General features: G+C 49.1%; 10 protein-coding genes. 1 reads left to right on the top strand and 9 read right to left on the bottom strand.

The genetic code is table 11. The features are described 5' to 3' along the window. Nucleotides 1-11: 11 nt before the first annotated feature. The 3 genes from BLW49_RS07270 to BLW49_RS28500 all read right to left on the bottom strand — a co-directional run bounded on the left by BLW49_RS07270 (nt 12) and on the right by BLW49_RS28500 (nt 4,655). Nucleotides 12-983: a hypothetical protein gene (locus BLW49_RS07270; protein WP_143042090.1), complete on the bottom strand. Its 972-nt coding sequence runs from the start codon at nt 981-983 to the stop codon at nt 12-14. 175 nt (nt 984-1,158) lie between these two features. Then, a complete protein-coding gene (locus tag BLW49_RS07265; RefSeq protein WP_143042089.1) occupies nt 1,159-4,311 on the bottom strand; it encodes a hypothetical protein in 3,153 nt (1,050 codons plus the stop codon). A 137-nt stretch (nt 4,312-4,448) separates the two neighbouring features. Next, a complete protein-coding gene (locus BLW49_RS28500) occupies nt 4,449-4,655 on the bottom strand; it encodes a hypothetical protein (protein ID WP_143042088.1) in 207 nt (68 codons plus the stop codon). Nucleotides 4,656-4,956: 301 nt separating this feature from the next. Between BLW49_RS28500 and BLW49_RS28730 the strand changes: the two genes are divergently transcribed. Beyond that, the gene (locus BLW49_RS28730) at nt 4,957-5,103 is read left to right on the top strand and encodes a hypothetical protein (protein WP_177178672.1); all 147 of its coding nucleotides are present in this window, start codon (nt 4,957-4,959) and stop codon (nt 5,101-5,103) included. Nucleotides 5,104-5,882: 779 nt separating this feature from the next. Here BLW49_RS28730 and BLW49_RS07260 read toward each other — a convergent pair. The 6 genes from BLW49_RS07260 to BLW49_RS07235 form a co-directional block, all read right to left on the bottom strand. Continuing rightward, nucleotides 5,883-11,912: a hypothetical protein gene (locus tag BLW49_RS07260; protein ID WP_076312979.1), complete on the bottom strand. Its 6,030-nt coding sequence runs from the start codon at nt 11,910-11,912 to the stop codon at nt 5,883-5,885. A 100-nt stretch (nt 11,913-12,012) separates the two neighbouring features. Further along, the gene (locus BLW49_RS07255; RefSeq protein WP_076312980.1) at nt 12,013-13,149 is read right to left on the bottom strand and encodes a hypothetical protein; all 1,137 of its coding nucleotides are present in this window, start codon (nt 13,147-13,149) and stop codon (nt 12,013-12,015) included. A 16-nt stretch (nt 13,150-13,165) separates the two neighbouring features. Further along, nucleotides 13,166-15,118, bottom strand: coding sequence for a hypothetical protein (locus tag BLW49_RS07250; protein ID WP_076312981.1), 1,953 nt, complete (start codon nt 15,116-15,118; stop codon nt 13,166-13,168). Nucleotides 15,119-15,130: 12 nt separating this feature from the next. Continuing rightward, nucleotides 15,131-15,541 carry a hypothetical protein gene (locus BLW49_RS07245; RefSeq protein ID WP_076312982.1) on the bottom strand — a complete coding sequence of 137 codons (411 nt, stop codon included), beginning with the start codon at nt 15,539-15,541 and terminating at the stop codon, nt 15,131-15,133. 18 nt (nt 15,542-15,559) lie between these two features. Further along, complete coding sequence (locus BLW49_RS07240) at nt 15,560-15,976, bottom strand: hypothetical protein (RefSeq protein ID WP_076312983.1); 417 nt, start codon at nt 15,974-15,976, stop codon at nt 15,560-15,562. After that, nucleotides 15,976-19,113 (bottom strand): M23 family metallopeptidase, encoded by a 3,138-nt coding sequence (locus BLW49_RS07235; protein ID WP_076312984.1) that lies wholly within the window; start codon nt 19,111-19,113, stop codon nt 15,976-15,978. Before BLW49_RS07235 ends, BLW49_RS07240 begins: the two co-directional genes overlap by 1 nt. Nucleotides 19,114-19,115: the final 2 nt, after the last annotated feature.

Here is a 19,115-nt window from a genome sequence, read left to right as displayed (position 1 = left end):
GATATTTTAAGTCACAGGTAAGTGGAATACATCTTCAGAGAGAACTTGACTTGTGAAGCGTACCTATCCTGCGAGTCCTCCCGCGCCATCCTCAGCCAAAACTTATATGACTGCCCTGGCTCAATTTTGAACGCTGTTACCGAGTAACTGAATCCACCTGGGAAGCCGCCGACATCAGGAGCGATCTGAACCTTATCTGTCCCTGTTGTCAACGCAAAAGTGACATCCTTGAAGTCACCCGTCATCATAGGGTTCTTGGCGAACATCTGAACCTCTTGCGTAGCTGAGCCGCCCGCAGTCAAGTAGCCAAGAAAGCGATCAGTATTCGGAGTAAGGAGTACATCAAAGTACCCGCCACTCTCTGTTGATTCCTTGTAATAAAGGTCAGGAATTACCTCGAAGTACATTAAGTCTCCTTTGTAGACCTTAATGTCGTCCATTCCCTGGAACCTGTTACCGTCCAATAGCTCTACACCGAAGTTTCCTTCAAACGGGTAAGGGTACCTATCCAGTTCAAAGATCACGGAGGTCTCCTCACTTCTGCACACCTTGGTTTCAAGAACCACGCCGTTGCTGTCGATTAGATCAACTTTAGTTCCCTTCGTCAGGTTATCTACCGTCACGGACGTTCCCCTGTTCACCCTGATGTATTCAACGGTCAACGGATGATCTCCATCGCCCCGCAGGTACAGCCCAATCTTAGGTGCCCCACTAAGCTCTACGCTACCGAGGATGTTCCAAATGACACCATCATCTGACCAGTAGGCTGTGAAGTAGTTGTGGTCACGCACAAGGCGAATCCATGGGTAGGTCTTCAACAGCGGTGTTGGTAATGATGTATCCAGGAACTCCTCAATTTCCATATAGTTGTGCTCGTCCACAAAAACGACAATCCCACCGAAACAACCTTCTTTGTCAGGGTTGTAGTTGTTCTTCACGTCCATAACGAATTGCTTGGTATCCGTTAAAGGTTTGAGGAACATATAAAGAGTAGGGGCACCATGTTTAAGAACAAGGTTGCCCCCACTTACTTCATATCGGGTGGGGTCGTTAGGGAGCACTTCCCACTTGGGGTCAAGGTTAGAGTTCAGGAAGTCGTCTTCATAAATCCTCCCCGACTCCATAAGCCTTGCAACTCCCATACAGACACCCCTTTCTTTATGTGAATAGCCATATACGCTTACCGATCACGCACATCTTAGGTCGAGATTTCCAAATGTCCAGTAGACACTTGATAAGAGCTTCAACGCACTGGTCGCCCCCGCCGCCTTCGCAGTAAGGGGTAACATACACGTCATCACAAATCCAGTTAGTCAGCTCCATCCAGTCTAGTTGGGCATACTCGTAACTACGAACCCCGACCTCTTGGTATGAAGTGAACACCCACTTGAACTCATGCTTTCCCTTAGGTACTGGGTAAGAGAATGTATAGTAGCCACCCTCAGTGGTGAATGTCTTGATTAGCTCTCCATCAATGAAGAAGTCAAGCTGACTGTCGAACGGCTCAGGAACCCAAACCCATCTCTCATATACCTTGAAGTCGTGCATACGGAATGTAGTCATGTACCTTTTTCCTGTCCAAGAACTTACATAGCCTTTTTGATCTGTAGTGATCTCCACCCTGTATTTAGTATAGGGCGTTGGCTGTAATCCAGTAACGCTGAACTCGTGATAAGCTTCGCCGTAGTAGCGTTGATCGAGGACAACGGAACCGTCCTCTCGAATGACCCGCACCCTCATGTGGCTGTCATCACAACCTCCCATCCAAACAGGCTTGTTGTCCCAAACCTCGAAGTGAGTTACCTCTGCCCATGACTTATCTACAGGAACGCTATCCTCCATGGAGAAGGAGCCACCCCAAATCATTGCACCGTCACCAGGACAGCCTTGCTCGAACTTTATCTCAACGCGGTAATCTTTTATCTCATCAGAGGTGTTATCGACAGTAATCTCTACGAACTCATCATCCGTATTAACAACATACTTGGTGTCGATCAGGTTACTGCCCTCGTAAGTCTTGATAGCAATTCGAGAACCTGGGCAAGCATCAAGCATATTCTCGTAGAGCCGTATAACATCGAGCCACACATGACTCCCACCATCAGGTGCGGTTGTGTCAGGAGGAGGATCAGTCCACCACCCATCGTCAGGGTGAGGGGAGTCACCGCTTGGGTACACGTTCCCTTGAGCATCTACGCAGTAACCATTCCAGTACTCATTGAACTTACCTCCACTCAAAGTGAACCCGCCGCCATTAAGACCCGTTCCTGAACCATTACCTTTTCTCAAGGTATACTGGACTGTGTAGGATTTCCCTGGTTGAGTGTATCCTGAGAAATTAATGTTGTACGTAGCAACGTTTCCGTCATTTCCGTAATATTTTTGGGAGTACACCTTCTGACCTGTCTCCTTGTCGTACAAATCGACAAGAACGTAAGTCTGATCGTCAAGCCTTGGTTTATCAATCAACCTCCAATCGTTTAATCCAGTAGGGTCGGATGTCTTCAGGCTGATGTTATTGATCGTGGCGTGGAAGTAGAAATTGTTTGATTCGTCGTAGTCATAATCGGGATAGGTATCGGTAATACCAAACACGATGGTGTACCAACCTGGGGAAACTGCCTTTGTTACGCTAAATGGCTCTGCTTCAGCCCACATGTTATTGGTGATGTTCTCAAAGTTGGAAATCTTACCATCGTGGTACCCTTGATTATCCTTCTCATCTAAGAGGGTAATCTTCTTGGACGGGTTGCTGTCAGGTATGAGGTACACTCGGAACCGCGCCCGTTGATCTCCTGTCCAAATGTACGTATGGTATAGGAAGCTAAGGCTCAAGCTCCCGTCACAGTAGAACCGCTCAAACACCTTCTTGGTGTGTGGTGTGTCGAATTCTGTCAGAGGATTTCCTGGTCTCAGACCTTTGACCTTCAGTACGTAGTATTTCTGCGTGGAGTGTTGCCACACGATATTGTCGTTCGTATACCAGTCCTGATTAAGGGCACTCATGTTGATAGGGCGAAGACCTGGGGTAGTAACGTTTTGCGCGGGATACACCTTCAGCTTCTCGAAGTAATCAACTTCCCCAAACTCAGGAGCGTAGAAGCTTCGGGTAATTATCTTACCGTCCTGCTCCACCCCGTGGGCAATAGGAACCCCTCCATCGTAGTAAATCCCGCCTTGGTTACCCCAAGCCCATGAGGATGTGCGATCTGCTTCTCCTCGACTCGATGTCTGACCATAGTTGATTCCGTGTACTTCACTTCCGCTTGGGTAGCAGTGTTCTCCGAATGGGTTGTCCGAACCACTCCCACTCCCACTTCCACCGCCGCTACCGCCTGAACCCTCGTTGCCAGGGATGTATACACTGCCATCCCGATAAACCCAACGGAAGGTGTGGTTTCCAGGAGGTAGTGGGTACATGCAGTTTGTACCTGCGTCACCGTTTTCTTCGTTCCCTGTCCAAACGGTAACCCCGTCAATCTGAAGTTCTAGCATCTCTCCGCTGTCGAATTGACCGCCATACTGCCAACAGATGTAACCTGAATTACTGATGCTTGCAGAGAAATCACAGGTGTACTCTCCACCATGTCCTTCAGCCCACATCACCCCGTCACCGACTGGTGGTGGGTCTGACGGATCAACTTCTGCTGACGGGTCAATCCAAGGAGGGCTTAGGTCAACCCAGTCCCAACCACTACTGAAAGTCAAAGCAGGGTCATAGTTGTCTTCCTCATTGAACAGCTCCTCAAACACCATGATGTCGCGGGTATCTCCACTTACTGGGTCGTAGTTCCCGTCCATAGCAGGGTAGATACGCATATGCTCTTTGAATGTGACCTTGGCTCCTGGATTTAGGCGCATGTTGTAATTGATTGTATCCCCGTTATTCTCAGTCTTTGCCCCGCCATCAGTAGAATCCCAATCCCTTTGTATGTCCACGTAGCTTCCTAGTGGAGACTCCGTTCGGTAAGTTTGAGAAGCTGAGCCACCGTAAGAGAATACCTTCTCGAAGTTATACATAAAGGGCTGCTCCGTATAGGAATCACGTATAAGGAATTGAATGTTGTTATTACCTGCACTTAGCGGGATGCGGATACCACTCCCTGAACCCTGCTCTCTTGTGTAGTAAACGGACACCCCATTCACCATCACCTCGAAGGCTTCTGTCGGTCGTAGATCATGTGCGTAGTTGAAGATGAACCACCCATCGTCAGGTATATACACTGTTGTCTGCGCGACCATTACTCCTTCTTGGGGTTCATCAATGCGAAGGTAGTTTAAGTGGTCAACCCAGTTTGGTGATCCTGACATGCTCCATGAGTAGTAACTCAACCCCTGCCCCAAGTGGTATGGCTCCCAGTGGTCAATGATTCGCGGCGGGCATATAACCTCTAAGTTTCCGAAGATGTCAACTGTGGTATCTTCCCCAACCACCACTTCATATGTGATTAGGGCGTTGTCAACTTCAGTCTCGCTGTACTCCCCGTTCTGAATCCACTCCACACCGTGCAATGAATCAGCGTAACTTCCATGAGGAGCGTCACCATGCTGTGTCCTGCTCGTGAACTGGTCATCGAAGAATAGGTTGTAATCAGTGTTCGGGTAAGGTTCCCCATCAATCCCCATCTTGTAAGCAAAGGAGATGGTTCCGTCACACTCGTTATCAAGCTCCATCGTCATTGTCTTACTTCTACGATCATCTGTAATGAACTGACCACTGAAGTGAGCCTGTGCGATACTCTGAGGAGACCTCACAACCCAGTTCCCATCCGTTCTGACTTCCTCCCCGTCGAGGTCGTAGTCAGGGGGTGCAGGGAACTTACGTGTATCAACAATCTCTACGACCTCAATATCCTTGATATAGATGCCGTTGTGTTGCCATACCTCAGGGCGCATCTTCCTTATCAGCCAGTCGAACTTATACATCTGCCCAGGCTGTAAGGTGAATGCCGCTTGTTGCCATCCCGTGTTCTCGCTCCATTCCCCGCCGACCTGCTGACCGTTGATATAGAACAGCATCCCGTTACCCCGCTTCGCGCTTGCAAGGTACTTGAACCTGACTTGACCATATCGCTTAACCCGCCAGTTGAATGTGATCTTTGACGAGTTACCAATCTCAAGGAGTCCAAGATCGAGCTTCAGAATCATGTCTGCGCCTGACTGCTCGTTTTTACCTACGGAATGGACTGTCACCCACTCTTGATCTTCAGTCGATGAAACGTAGCGGAAGAAGTCAGGGAACTTATCTGAGAACGGTACATCCTCTTTCATCGAGAACAAAGGGATCTCATACACCGTAGCGTCGAAGTGGTTAAAGTAGTTTCCACTGAAATGATGGTAGTACGGTGCAGGGCATGTCGGTAAGGACACCCCAAGGTGTGTTCCTCCTGGCTCCTGAGCATTCTCAAGAATCTTATAGATACAGTCCTTGATCATCTGTAATACCCTTTGGTACTGAGTCTTATCAGGTGGCTGTTGTTGCATCACCCACCACTCAATCCTGCGATACATGTTCCACAAAGCTTCGCGGCACCTGACGCTTGCATACCATGATTTATCCCTAAGATACTGCTCAATGATTTGGTCGATTGTGTTTTCCAAAGCATCAAGCTGAACCGTCTGCCACCGACCGATCTGACCGTACCCAGGGTCGCCCAGGATAGGGTTGTTCTCGTCACCATGTCGGTCAGTCTCACTCCTAGGAGCATTGGGACTTTGCGGCAGGTGCTCGGGGTGGTTAGGATTTCCTGTGTCGTAATCCTCTGCGATCTTTGCCCTCATGTTAGCGAACAGAACGCCTTGTTGAGACTTGGTAAATAGCCCAAACGTATGACCCATAAAATCACCTCTTACCCTCTCTATACGAAAAACGGAGCACCGAGTTAATCGGTGCCCGTCAAATCGTATTGAAGTTTGTAGTCAGTGTAGATTTGGATTCGCCCATCCATAACCGATACTGACAATGTGTACCACTTATCCTTTTCCCACTTGAATGGTTGCATTGGGGAGCCTATGGCGGTAGGCGTTCCACCGACGACCTTGAACAACTGCATTGGTCTTCTCATCCCCAGGCTGTTGTCTGCATCTCCTCCGTGTACCATGAACATCCAGTAGTTGTTCTCATCGTAGTACTTGAAGATGATCCCTGCTCCATCAGCATCGCCCTCTGTATCAACCTTGAAGTCGATTGAGAACTTGTACTTGTCGGCAAGGAAGTTATTGCGGTACCAACCACCCACTGTAGGGATGTCACTCTTAGAGTAGAACTTACCGATCAGCTTATCACGCTCCCATTCTCCATCACCAAACTCAATCCAATCATCAGTCTGAGACAGCTCCAAAGCGTCCATGTCCTTGGAGTAAGGGTAGTAAACGTTGAAGGGGTCTTCAGGGTCGTAATCCTCAGGGACTCCGAAGCCGCCCTCCCAATCCTCAGGGTTCATACCTTGGTCGAGAAGGTCGTTGGTGTAGTCGTAGATCAGACCTTGTGCCATTGTGTCCATGATCGGCAGGTATGCTTCGGATGGTTGATCGCGGAAAGCAAGGTGCTCGTCTGTTTGCAGGAAGCTGTCCCGAGGTTCCGTCTTCGCTACATGGTAGATTTCCATGAGGTGAGCTGTTCTCTCAGGAAGGAATGCGTGGAGCTGTTCCAGGTACTCAGCCCTCGCTTCAGGACGTTCTGCAAAGATGAAGCCTGTGATTACCTGAGAGCAACGCTCCTCGAAGGTAGCCATTAATGATTCAAGGTCTTCGATCTCCGATAGCCGTGCATTGGCGGTACCGACTGGGAGCTGACGCTCAACAAAGGATTCACGTTCCTCCTTGTGAGCCAACGAGTAATCATCCTCCGTGTACCCTGCTCTTGACTGGTGTGTTGCCAGGGAATACTCATCACTGGTGTACCCTGCATCCATAAGCTTCCTTCCGATGGTCTCGCCATCTCCGACCACGAACCCTCCATCGACATCCTTACTTCCGTAAGACAGCTCATCGTCCGAATACCCTAGTCGCTGAAGCGAATGCCCGTAGAGGTCTTCCCCAATGTCACCGTGACGCTCTTTGACAACATTGCCTTCGATCTCATGCAGATGAGCACTACGATCACCCTTACCTGCAAAGAATGCTTCCTCGTCAAGGTTCGCGTTCCTTATTTTAACTACGTTGGATTCTCCCTCGTGCATGTAGCCCTCTCGGATGCCTTTATGAGCGAACACTCCTTCAATCATCTCAACCTGCTTATATTGGATACCGACAAGTTCAGTCTCAAGAACTGAATCCCTAAGTCCTTTGCCGCCGAACAGCAAGTCTTCGTCAATTGAAGCGTTTCTCATCTTCAGTACATCGTCAATGGTCTCGTGTAGATGAGCTTCCCTTCCACCCTTTCTAGCGAACAGGCTGTCTTCGAGGTATGAATCCCTCTCTCCCTTGCCCGCAAAGATCGTACCTTCTATCTCCGCGTCCTTGACATCCTTGAATGCGAAGACATTATTATGAAGAAACGCATCTTTTCCATCCTTATATGCAAAGAGGTTGTCGTGAACGAAGGAGTCCTTGGCGTTCTTAAAGCCTACAAGGTTTTCTTCCAGGTGACCGTACTGCGGTTTGTCTGCAAGCAGGTTCTCCTCAAGATTTCCGTACTGCGGCTTATCTGCTGTCAGCTCCTCCTCGATAGTACCGTACTTCAGTTTTGTACCGCCGACGATCTCGATTGGGACATCTCCATATTTCAGGCTAGTACCGCCCACAATTTCAATTGGGATGTCACCGTATTTCAAGCCGGTTCCACCTACAGATTCTACAGGTACGTCTCCATACTTCAGGCTAGTGCCGCCTAGAGGTAATAATGGATCAAGGTAACCGTATTGCGGTTTGTCTGCTACGAGCTGTTCTTCAAGCTCCCCTATCTTCTCCTTGCCACTCTCGGTGGTCTCGTGCAGGTAGGAATCCTTAGGGTTCTTGATCGCAAACAGGTTATCATGCAAGTACGAGTCATTCACGTTCTTGTACCCGACGAGGTCATCAAATGTAACCGAGTCCTTGGTGCCTTTAATGGCGAAGATGGTTTCATCCCCAAAGTTGAAGGAATCCCTCTCACCCTTCAAAGCGAAGATCGTTTCATCACCGAAGTCATATGCCGCTTTAGGGAGAACGTTCCCGAACACAGTGTCCTCGATCTCTGCCAGCTTACCTCCCTTGATACCGTCCAGGAACAGCTCGATCACTGAATCCTTAACATCTTTCACACCGAACAGCGTGCCCTCGTCAAGCTGACTGAACCGTAGCTTGACCACATTACTCTCCGTCTCGTGGACGTGGGCATCTTTTGACAACTTGATCGCTGTCAGCTCCTCGTGCAGGTGAGCGTCCTTAGTGTTTCTCTCAGCAGTCAGGTCAGTGTTGAGGAATGCAGGTTGTGATTCTGTGACTGCAAAGATCGAATCGTCGCTGACTGTTCCTATAAGCCCTTCCCTCACAGCTTCTACTGAGCTGTCGTCCAGGATGGATTGCTGAGCTTCACGAGTACCAATGGTGTACTCATCGTTGATGTGGAGCTGTCTCAGGTTCGAGGTACCCAAGGTATACTCGTCATTCGTGAATCCATCCCGCGCCCGCGCAGTTCCAATGGAATAATCGTCACTCACGAACGTTTGACGGAGCTGAAGGGTAGCCAGGGAGTACTCGATATCAATAGCTCCTTGACGCGGCTTCAACGATCCGATGGAGTACTCATCGTTAGTGAATCCCTCCCTCGACTTAGAAGTACCAATGGAGTATTCATAGCTAATGTCTCCTTCCCTAGACTTGGCTGTTCCCATAGAGTACTCGTCGTTGGTGTAGCCCTCACGGGATTTCGCTTGCCCTGTGGAGTACTCATCATTGAGATACATCTGCCGCAGGAAAGGACTTCCGAGAGTGTACTCCTCATCAACGTACCCGAAGCGATCACGGGGTGCCCCGCCCATTGCGAACTCGGTATGAAGCTGTCCACCAATCTCTTCCCGTGTGCCCAAGGAGTACTCATCTGATGTGTAGCCGCCGCGTTCGTACTTGCTTCCCAAGGAGTATTCATCCGAGGTATAGCCGCCACGTTCATGCTTGCTTCCCAGGGAGTATTCGTCTGAAGTGGTGCCGCCGCGCTCGTGCTTGTCGCCCATGTACTCAGGATCATCAGGGTAAAGACCACCGTCAGGGGTGAGTGTTCCTGTCCAATCAGGGAACTCAATGATGGCAGGTCTCGTTCTGAAGTCGTCCCCGTACAGGACTTCCTCAATCTCACCGTGCAGTGTTTCTTTGATCTTGGTGCCCTCGAACCCAACATCCACCATGTGAGACTCACGTTTGTCCTTATCAGCAATAGTCAGTTCCAAATCAACAATACCTTCTTTGGTAACACTGGACGCTAACGGGTAATCATTAGAAGTGAACCCTTCACTAGCTTCCTTAACACCCTCGAAGTTCAGTGTGATAATGCCTGACTTCGTACCGTCCTTGGAACCCGCAAGGATACCGCTGTCGATAAGGGCATCAATACGCTCCTTCACACCAACGATAAATTCCTCATCAAGGTAAGCAGGTGCGTCAGCATTGTGAACCGCGTCGATCATCAATTCTAAGATCACCGCAGGTCTGTTCTGAAGCAACTCACCTACGATCATGTCCTCGTCAAGATAACCTGGGTATTCCTTGTTTCCGAGCCAACCGCCGCCCGCCAACCTATCCAATAGCTCATCACGGTAGATCGTTGGTCTTCCCAGTTCCTTGATCGACTGCATGACTCTTTCCAACCGCATATTTTTCTGTCCCTTACTGAACTCAAGCGGCTTTTCAGTGAGGTGCATATTCTTCTGCGTATGGTTCTTGCCGAACGATTCCAAGAAGCTCAAATGGGTGTCTCGGGAGATTTCCTTGTCAGCCGAAACGTGTTCGGTCAGCCACATGTCACGCTCACTTTCCCTATCCGAAGCAACCAAGTCGTTTGTATGCAGACCAAAAGAATCGTTCCTCTCAGCACCCTCCTCGATCTTAGGTAGTAACATATTGCGTGGGGCTGTACTTGCTTCATGGAAACGCTCCTCGATGTAAGCTTCAACCTTATCGTCCCTCACACCCAGGTGGTACTTCTGTAGAACGTCCAAGGCTTCAGTGAATACCCTTTTACCCACAGGTCTTTCGTGCTCAATATAACCTAACGTCTTTCTTACCCTGCTTGATTCCTGAAGGTCTCTGAACACAAAACCGTACTCTGTGCTGTCTCGGTAAGCCTGTTGCATTTCCCGATCTACAGTTCCCTGAACCACGAAGATTCTCTTAGCAGTAGGTTTATCCTGCTCAATATACATGCTCTCTACGAACAACCTCTGTGCAGGGGTAAGGTCTTCGATCAGGTGCATCTTCTCGACAATATCACGGGAAGCCCAAGGGAACTCCTTGTCGATAACTGCCACGGTGTCAATGTCACGGTGTGCCAGGATGATACCCGATTCTGTTACCGTGGGATGCTTGTCGATGATACGAGTAGCCATGATAGGGTTCCATAGAATGTCACTTGGACGGAGAACTGGTTCATAGCGGAATCTTACGCGTGTACCTTCAGTCAGCTCATCATGTAGGTGTATTTGACCCTTACCGATCTCTCGCACACCCCGCACCTCTCGATGAAGAAGCGTAGGGTACTGTCTGTCCTTCAGTTTTGCCAGTACGTTCTCATGGATCATTAACCCTTCTTCAATGTCGCGGCGGGCTTGGCCAAGCTCAGCAATAAACGCCTTCTCGCTGAACTCCCTCGATGCTTCAATGATCTTGTCTGTAGTGGAGCCGCTGAAGGTCGTTTCTCTCAGTGCCTTGTCCATAGTTCTCATCAGTGCCAGTTTTGCTTCGTCCACCCGCGTACCTACAGGGCGAGAGTAGTCAATAAACAGGTACTTGACTTCCTGAAAACGTCTGATGAAAGCGGTAGACATGTCATTCGGCACAACCATCTCGTGATTGTCGATAACCCTTGCCCCTAGGATCGTGGCTTCTTGTACCATAGCTTCTCTTTCAATGTCACGAGTACCTAGAAGGTCTTGATACAGCACCTCGACTTCCTGACGGGATACCCGCTCTGCTTTAATCGTCTCGCTAAGCTCAGTATCCCTTAGATGGCTCATGACTGCTTTCAGTAGCGGCTCTGTCTCTGCGGATCGACCAATGATCTTCTCAACAGCATCATACAGCCCCGCCATATCCAGGTCAGGCTGATCGTCCCTTACGGAGTCCACTAGCTCACGGACAACCATCCCGTACTCGCTAACCTTATCTGCACTGTCGGCATAGTCAGCAATCATACCGAACTCGTTGACCCTAAAACTGATCTTACTCGGGTCGATCTTACCGAGGTTCTGTACAAACCTGCGTGTAAGCCCCAGGTTGCGAACGATCTTCAACTCCTTGTCGTTGTCCACCCGCCAACCCTCAGTCATACCATCATCCAGGGAAGCGTCCTTCAGGAAGTTAGGTCTGTGACCCATAGGATGCTCGTCGGACTCAAGTGCTTCGATCAAGGCTGTTCGCTCTGCTTCAAAAGAGAACTCCATCATGTGACCTCTGCCATCCTTTGTTGAGTCGCCTGAAACCTGTTCGTGCAGTAATCCAGTTTTTGATTGCTTCCCGTCACCGAAGACAATGAACCCTTCCTCCGCTTCCATGTCCTTACGGATAGCTTGGATGAGGTCGTGATTAATACCGTAAGAAACAGAACGGGCTACGTAGAAGTCGAGCATTAGGACACTTGGGTACCGACTATAAGGCATATAGATAAACCGATACTCCTCTGGTCTACTTCCTGTGGTGCCAACGGTGAAAAGGTAACCGTACTGCGTGGTTGTATAGTCTATTACAGTAAAATCGTACTGGCTTACAACTTGATTCACGTCACCGCCCCCTTTAAATTAAAAAGGGAACCTCCTGAGTGGAGTCTCAGAAAGTTCCCTCTTACTGAATCTATACGACTCAGCTATCGTGCAGTTTAACTTACAGCGGGTAACGGACTTCCTTCAGGATCGCTACGCCCATTCGTTGGTTCGCAGACAGGTTCATGAAGGTTTGCTCTGTGTCCGTATCGAAGTAGCGGTACACCTCTTGGTTCCAAGGCTTGCCTTCTACGTCAATGATAAGCTCATCCAGGTGAAGGATGTTGTGCTTAGTAACCGCGATGCAGTTGTCGAACTGTCCACGGTAACCCTCGTAAGGGTGAACCACGTAGATCGGAGACAGGTGGTACTTGGAAGTCCACTTGGACGCTTGGAAACCTTGTGGTTCCAGTTCCAAACCAGTGTCGCCCAGTTCAGGGTCAAGGTAGGCTTTGCCCTTAGGTGGAGCCTGTGTGATGAACGATGGGTAGTGACGTTGGAACTCAATACCCGATTTCGTCTTCAGCATTTGCAGGGTGTTGTTACCTGCGGAAGTGTACTGACCGAAGTAGTACGTTCCAGTCGTTGCGATTTGCGTGATGTCGGGTTCTTCGATTACCGCGCCCGCCGTAAGCATCACGTTACCGTCCACATCGTTCAGGTTGTACTTGAACGGCTTCAGGGCACCAACGTATAGGAAGGACTTCTTGTAGTCCAGGAAGTTAACCGCAGGGTCAGCTACGAGAACCATAGCCAGTCGGTTATTCATGACGTTAATGTACATGTACACTGGCTTCTCTTTGTTACGGTCAGTTGGTGTGTAGTCTTCCAGTGCCCATTGATACAGTACTGGGTGACCAGTCAACTTGAACGTAGGGCGAGTGGTTACAGGTAGTGTCGTAGGATCAGTACCTTCCAGTCCTTCAAGCAACTGAACCGTAAGTGTGCTGTGCTCCTCATAACTAGGGGTTGGAGCCACTGTACGTGGAACCAGTGCGTGGTTGATGAAGCTCACGTAGAACTTCTTAGTAAGAGGAGTTGCTTGTGTACCAATCGTAATCGTGCCTTGGAGGATTAGCTCCTGAACGCGACCGTTGGTGTCAAGCTCCTCGTAGAACACTTCCCACAGGCTTTGCTCTTGTACTTCACCCGCCGTAGTCTCGAACGGGTAGGTGTCGAACCCAGTAACTTCTTCCTTGAGCTTTGTCAGCAAGTCCTGGGATGTGGTAATAGTCTCAACGTATCTGAAGTTTGCCATTGAGTAGTAACCCTCCTTATTTGATCTCTTTCAAGAACGCGATTGTGATAACGTCAGGTGATGGTGAGTGCTTGAACAAGTTCAACGGACTCTTGATACTGAAGAACTTGTACACTTCAGTCCAGGTACCCAACGATGGGTTTGCAGTGTCTTTCAGAATCTCCGTGTCAACAATAAGCTCATCTCGGTTCACGAGGTTATGGTCGTGGATTGCAACAACCCCATCCATGTAACCACGGTAACCTTCAGCTTGGTGGACAAGGTAGATCGGACTCGCATGGTACTTGCCCGTCCATAAGGATTTTTGGAATCCGTCTGCGTCAACAATTAGTTTAGACAGACCTGGGGGAAGTGTACCTACTGATGGATAGTTCGGAAGATGTGTAATGAATGCAGGATAGTACCGTTGGAACAATACGTTACTGCGAGTCTTCAGCATCGACATCGAATCCATACCGTTGGATGTATACTCACCGTACTTAGCGTACAGATCAGGGTTAAGCTCAGTAATTACATCGTTCTTGGTGTATCCAGTCATATCGGTTCTCAGGTCTCCCATACCCACCGTCACGCCGAAGTTACCTGCATGGTCGTATTCGTTGAACGGAACGATCTTACCGATGTATCCGAAGCTACGGTAGTAACCGTGGATGTTCGGTGAAGGGTCACCTTCAATAACCAGGACAATGCGGTCGTTGTTGACAGACATTGTGTAGGAGATCAAGTAGTCAGGTCTACGCTTCTTGTTAGGCAACCAAGCAGTTGTTGAATCTCTACCGTGGAAGAAGTGAGCCGCAGGGCTTACGATTTCGGTGACTCCATCGTAGTCCAGTTTCCACTTAACCACAGGAGGAACGAACTCTTTAACTGCATTTGGGTCGTTCCAGGAAAGGTAAACGTAGTGAGCCTTCAACTGGTCGATTACGGTAGGCGCTACCCCGAGTTTAAGCGTATCAGGATCAACAATGCCCTCGTAAGTCAGCTTAGGATCACCCTGAGCCATGGAACCGTCAAACCCTTCCCCGTGATAGACGTTAATGTAATTCCAATCGTCCACGGGTTGCTCGAACATAACGTAGTAATCACGAGAAGGAATCCCTGAAGGGACTGTTGGAGTACCTTTAATCACGACACGAGACGGTAAGCTGTTCAGTAAGTCTGCCTTATAGTTTAGCTCATTGAACTTGTACTGTTGCTTGTTAGGCTCATAGTAGGTTTCAGTGATTGTTCCCCACGTAAATTTACCCCAAGCATCGCTACTAGCGCGACGAGAGTAGTTGTAGTAGAATCGACCATTCTTTATCCCCCGTACCGCGTAAGCCCAGTCAGAAGGCATCTCGACAACGATCTCAAACTGATTCCATTCACTGGATGGTTCAGTAGCACCGTCAAGGGTGTCGATAGTCTGCTGTACCAAGTAAGCCTTATACCCTACAGGAGTTGTATCGTCTACCACAACAGTAATCAGACAACCAGGGACATCTACATACTTAACCTCTTGGGTCTGTCCATCCGTATAGGAGAACTGAACAACCTGGATTTTCCTACCTGTTCGGTAATTACCAAAGTCTTTACCGATGTCAGTATTCACAGGCTCAGGCTTACCTTCTGCATCTTCTTTGAAGTAGGACAGCTCTACTTCGTGCAGATAACCATCTGCATCTACAGCCTTATCGCCGCCGATGATCTTTGCATCTGTCCAGTTAGGTACCTTAAACACTTCGTACTTGTTTCCGTCCGTGTGCTCGTACATACCTACCACATCAAGGTTGTATCCCTTTTGGTAGGTCACCCACTTATAGCCATCAGATTCGTAAACACTCTCCCACCGATTTGCGTCAATACCACCCTCAACCCTAGGGATGTCAGCGTTAACGACCTGATCGGCAAGTGTTTTAATAAGCTTCTGCGCTTCTGTTTCACCGTCAATGTAGGCGGCAAAGTTCGTCAGCGGTTTTTGTAGTGCCATCGGTTACCCTCCTTATCTCAAGAATTTGATGTTGTACCACACCGACTTCGCTTCAGGAACTACGTTTACAAAGTCAAATTTGATCTGAGTTCCCGCCGCGATGGGGTACACAATGCCGAAGCTGTTACCCATGGAGACGGACTCAGGAAGCTCCTTCGTAAAGATCGTCTGGCACACCTTCTCGTTACCGATGGTCAACTCCCAGTAATCACCTACGCAGTACTGACTCGCCGCGAAAGCGATAGACAAGAACTCCGTATCGTATGGAAGTGTGAATGTGTCCGACTTCGTAGTCTGAGCGGCAGGTATATCCAACATCTGCCCCCTAATAAAAGGGATGGTCTTCTTGCTGAAGTGTGGGTATGGCAACTCGCGTACTTTGTCGATAACGCCGCCCGCGACATACACAATGTTAAATGCCATCTTTCCACCCCCTAATTTCTATATACGATTCACGCTCGTTCCAGTTAAGCGTCCTTCATCATCATAGTTTAGACCGATATGATAAGTGAGTACCGACTCGCCGCTTGCATCGAAAGTCCTTGAAGTCACTTGTGTCAAACGAAAGTACTTATAATAGGAATAATCAGGATGCGTGTATCCAACTCCCACAGGAAAACCCGTGTCATCTTCGGAGCCAAACTTCATCCAAATTGAAACCCTCCACGTTGATTCATAAATCATATCCGCGCCCGTTACCCTCTCGGTATCCATCGGATGTTCCCTAAAAAGAGTAACAGAAGGCTCCCCTTCAAGAGGGTTGCCTTCTATGTTGTGGATACTGGTATACTTACGAATCTCGCGGTGGATAAGGTCTAACACGGGAAAGACGATATTGTCGTTAACTATGCCCGCCATTAAGCCATAACCCCCTTCTTCGACCACATAAGGTCAATTACTTGAAGCATTCCCGCGTCAACGGAGAAGCTAGTTCTGATTCCTTTAATAGTATAGACGGAACGAGTCGTGGTGGTCTTATCTGTCACGAGCACACTGTCTAACACATCGAGCGCAGGATTTGCAGGGATCGAGACTTGGAGAGTTCGGCACATTCGCTTCATATCGAAGAACGCCTTTTCTGCTACCGTTCTCTTTGCTTGTTTTGTCTTTGCCCAAGGAACAGAGATAACCATTGTTCTGATCTCGCCCTTTAACTCAAGAAGGATTTCCTTATCAATGAACTGCCCAGGTTTTCCATCAGAGTCAATGACTACAATGTGACTTCTTCCCCGCGACCAGTCGATGGACTTGGTAATCGAGATCAGGTTATCGTTCTCGGAGAACTCAGCTACAACTGGTTTGTCATAGTTAATTCTCTCAAGTCGATATGTCCCGTATCTGTCGCAGAAACTTCGGTATGGAAGTTCTCCAATTACTTCCGAGACAGCTTCAGATACTTTTATGGAATACTGCTCGAAGGTCTTTCCGTACTCCTCAACAAACGGATTGAGCCATCCATTAGGAGTCAGAATAGAATCTGCGTCCTTAACCTCGAACTCTCCTTCCTTATCGGCAATCGGAACAATGACCCTACCTGTTTTCTGATCGACCTCTACAAGGTAGGTCTCGTCGATCACGTAGTCAGGGTATGACAAGTCTTCGCTTGTCGCCCGCCACCCGATCAGACCTGCGTGTTTAATGAGGTCAAGAGCTACCGTGGATTTAACCCAAGCGGGCTTTTCAAATTCCGTAGGCTGTTCTACCGTAGGTGCAGGAGTCGGTGTCGTAGCCGTACTCTCCCAAGCACTTGGATTTGCCAGTATGTCTTGGTAGTAAGACCATACCTTGTCCACCCAGTTGTCTCTATCCCCACTCCAAACCATGGGAGCAATATCGCCGCCATCGTGGAAGTACAGTACGTCAGCCTTAGACGAAACTTTCTTCCCTTTGGATGCTAGAGCCTTGGACATACGTTCAGCACCACGCTTCATCTGCTCCTGGATACCTTTGTATTTAGGGTCACAGTACCCTGCGCTGTAGCATCCATATCCTAGGATGAAGCTCCCGTTTTCTTCCTTACCCATGCCCGCTGTACCCATTACTGTCTCATGCCTACAGATAGCAAGAAGGAACTTGTAATCGGGAATGCTATAAGCCGCCGCCTGTGTCTGTGCCGCTTGAATGATTTCGGTCTTCCTGTCGCCGCCCGTAGGCGCAGGTACAGGGTCGGGAACGTTGTCCACATGATCGACCTCAGGGTACGCCTTCTTCTCCGTGATGACCTTCTCGATTGCCCTCTTGTACATGTCCCTAGCTGTGATCTCTAGGGTGGACTCTCCATTCATGTCAACCTTATCAATCAGCCCCGTGAACACCCTAATCAGGTGTTGCCCGTACCCCATGTAAATGCGGATAGGTGTATTCTCACTAAGGACACCAATATGGAACCCATTGGCGAAGTACGACCATGGTGACACCATACCTGCTGTCTCAGGGAAATAAGCAGGGTTGTAATCAGGCGAGAAAAATCCTCTAGGGTTGGAGACTGAAAGCCTTGCTTCCCTTGCTTCTGCTTCGTACTGGTCATCAACCTCACAGCTAATGATGTTCGGAAGAACCTGGGTATCCATATAGACGAAGGAGCCGACCTGCAAGTACTCCGAGTTAGTAACTGTGTTACTGATGAAGTCCTGGTACTCGATCTCCTCCCAGGTTCCCTTGGAAGGGTCAATCTCAGCTTCAGCTTCGTTCTCTTTAGGTGGTGTTGGTAGGAACTCCTGGATTCGGATGTAGTCGATTGCGAACTTCTTTACAGTAGGTGGTGCAGGAGGTCCGATCCCGCCAGGGACTGGTGGTGTAACCATCTCCCCACCGTATACGACCTGGACTTTGATCTTCTTGGTTCCCTCAGGGATGGCGATGTTCTTCAGCTCGGTTACCTTTGTCAGGTCGTACTTACCTTCAAACTTGCTGACGTAGCCATACGCCTTATCGTCCATGAGGATTGAGACCTCATCACCAGTCATCATTCCAGTGAAGTTAGTCCCGAAACCAATACTGAACAGCCCTGCGGTCGGCATATTCAGTTTAGTTACGTCAATCTCAAACTCTACCGTGGCAGAGCTGACACCAAACGTGTAAACCAACTTACCTCCCGAGTCGTACATCGTCCAACCTGAATCAACAGCGGCAAAGCTTCTGAAATTCCAACCAAGGCTGTAGATGTCCTTCTCATACCAGTTGCGTTTATCGAAGTTCTCACTCAGCTTGACCTCTCCTGGGTAACCAGTCACGAACCCCTCGTCAACTGTTGATTTACCTAAGGTTTCCGCATCAGAGTAGAGCTTGCGCTCCCTCTTTAGGTACGCTCTAGGATCGACTGCCTTTCCTCCTTCACCCGTCCGAGTGTCTTGGTTAACTCCCTCCCAAACCTCAAAGTGTAGGTGACGACCTTTACCTGCGGCTCTCTCCGCTTCTGAAACTCGGTGACCATTCGTGTAGACCGCACCAGTATTCCCAAGCTTACCGATGACCTGTCCCTTAGAAACAATGTCATCCAAGGAGACGTTGATCTCACTCAGGTGGAAGTATTTGGTCATCACTCCACCCGCATGTTTGATGTTAACAGTGTTACCGCCACCTTCAGTTCTGCTTCGGGTAATGTTAACAACCTTCCCTGCCCACGCCGCCAGGATCGGAGTCCCCATGTCGTCCCATAGGTCAATCCCCTTGTGCGTACGACCGCCCGAACGAGCCGCACCGAAGTTATCGGTGACCGTAATGGTTTCAAACGTCTTGCCTTGTACAGGGAAGGTAATGTCGTCTCCATTAGCAGATGTCTCACCGTCATATACGCCATCCGTGGATTCCGCGACCCACACTTTCTTGACGGACGTGATCTCCTCAACCTCTGTGGTGATATAACGGAACTCCTCTGTCCGTCCAGGGATGAACGCAAGTCTATCAACCTCAACTCTTACATTGGGCAAAGCCCTCTCTCCGAGCTTCAGCCGTTGAGAGAGAACTTTTAGAACCTCATCTGAAATTGGAATCATCG

The organism is Paenibacillus sp. PDC88 (assembly GCF_900106725.1).
Taxonomy (GTDB): domain Bacteria; phylum Bacillota; class Bacilli; order Paenibacillales; family Paenibacillaceae; genus Paenibacillus; species Paenibacillus shunpengii.
Note: the sequence above shows the minus strand (reverse complement) of the source record. Positions and strands in the feature narration are given on the sequence as shown.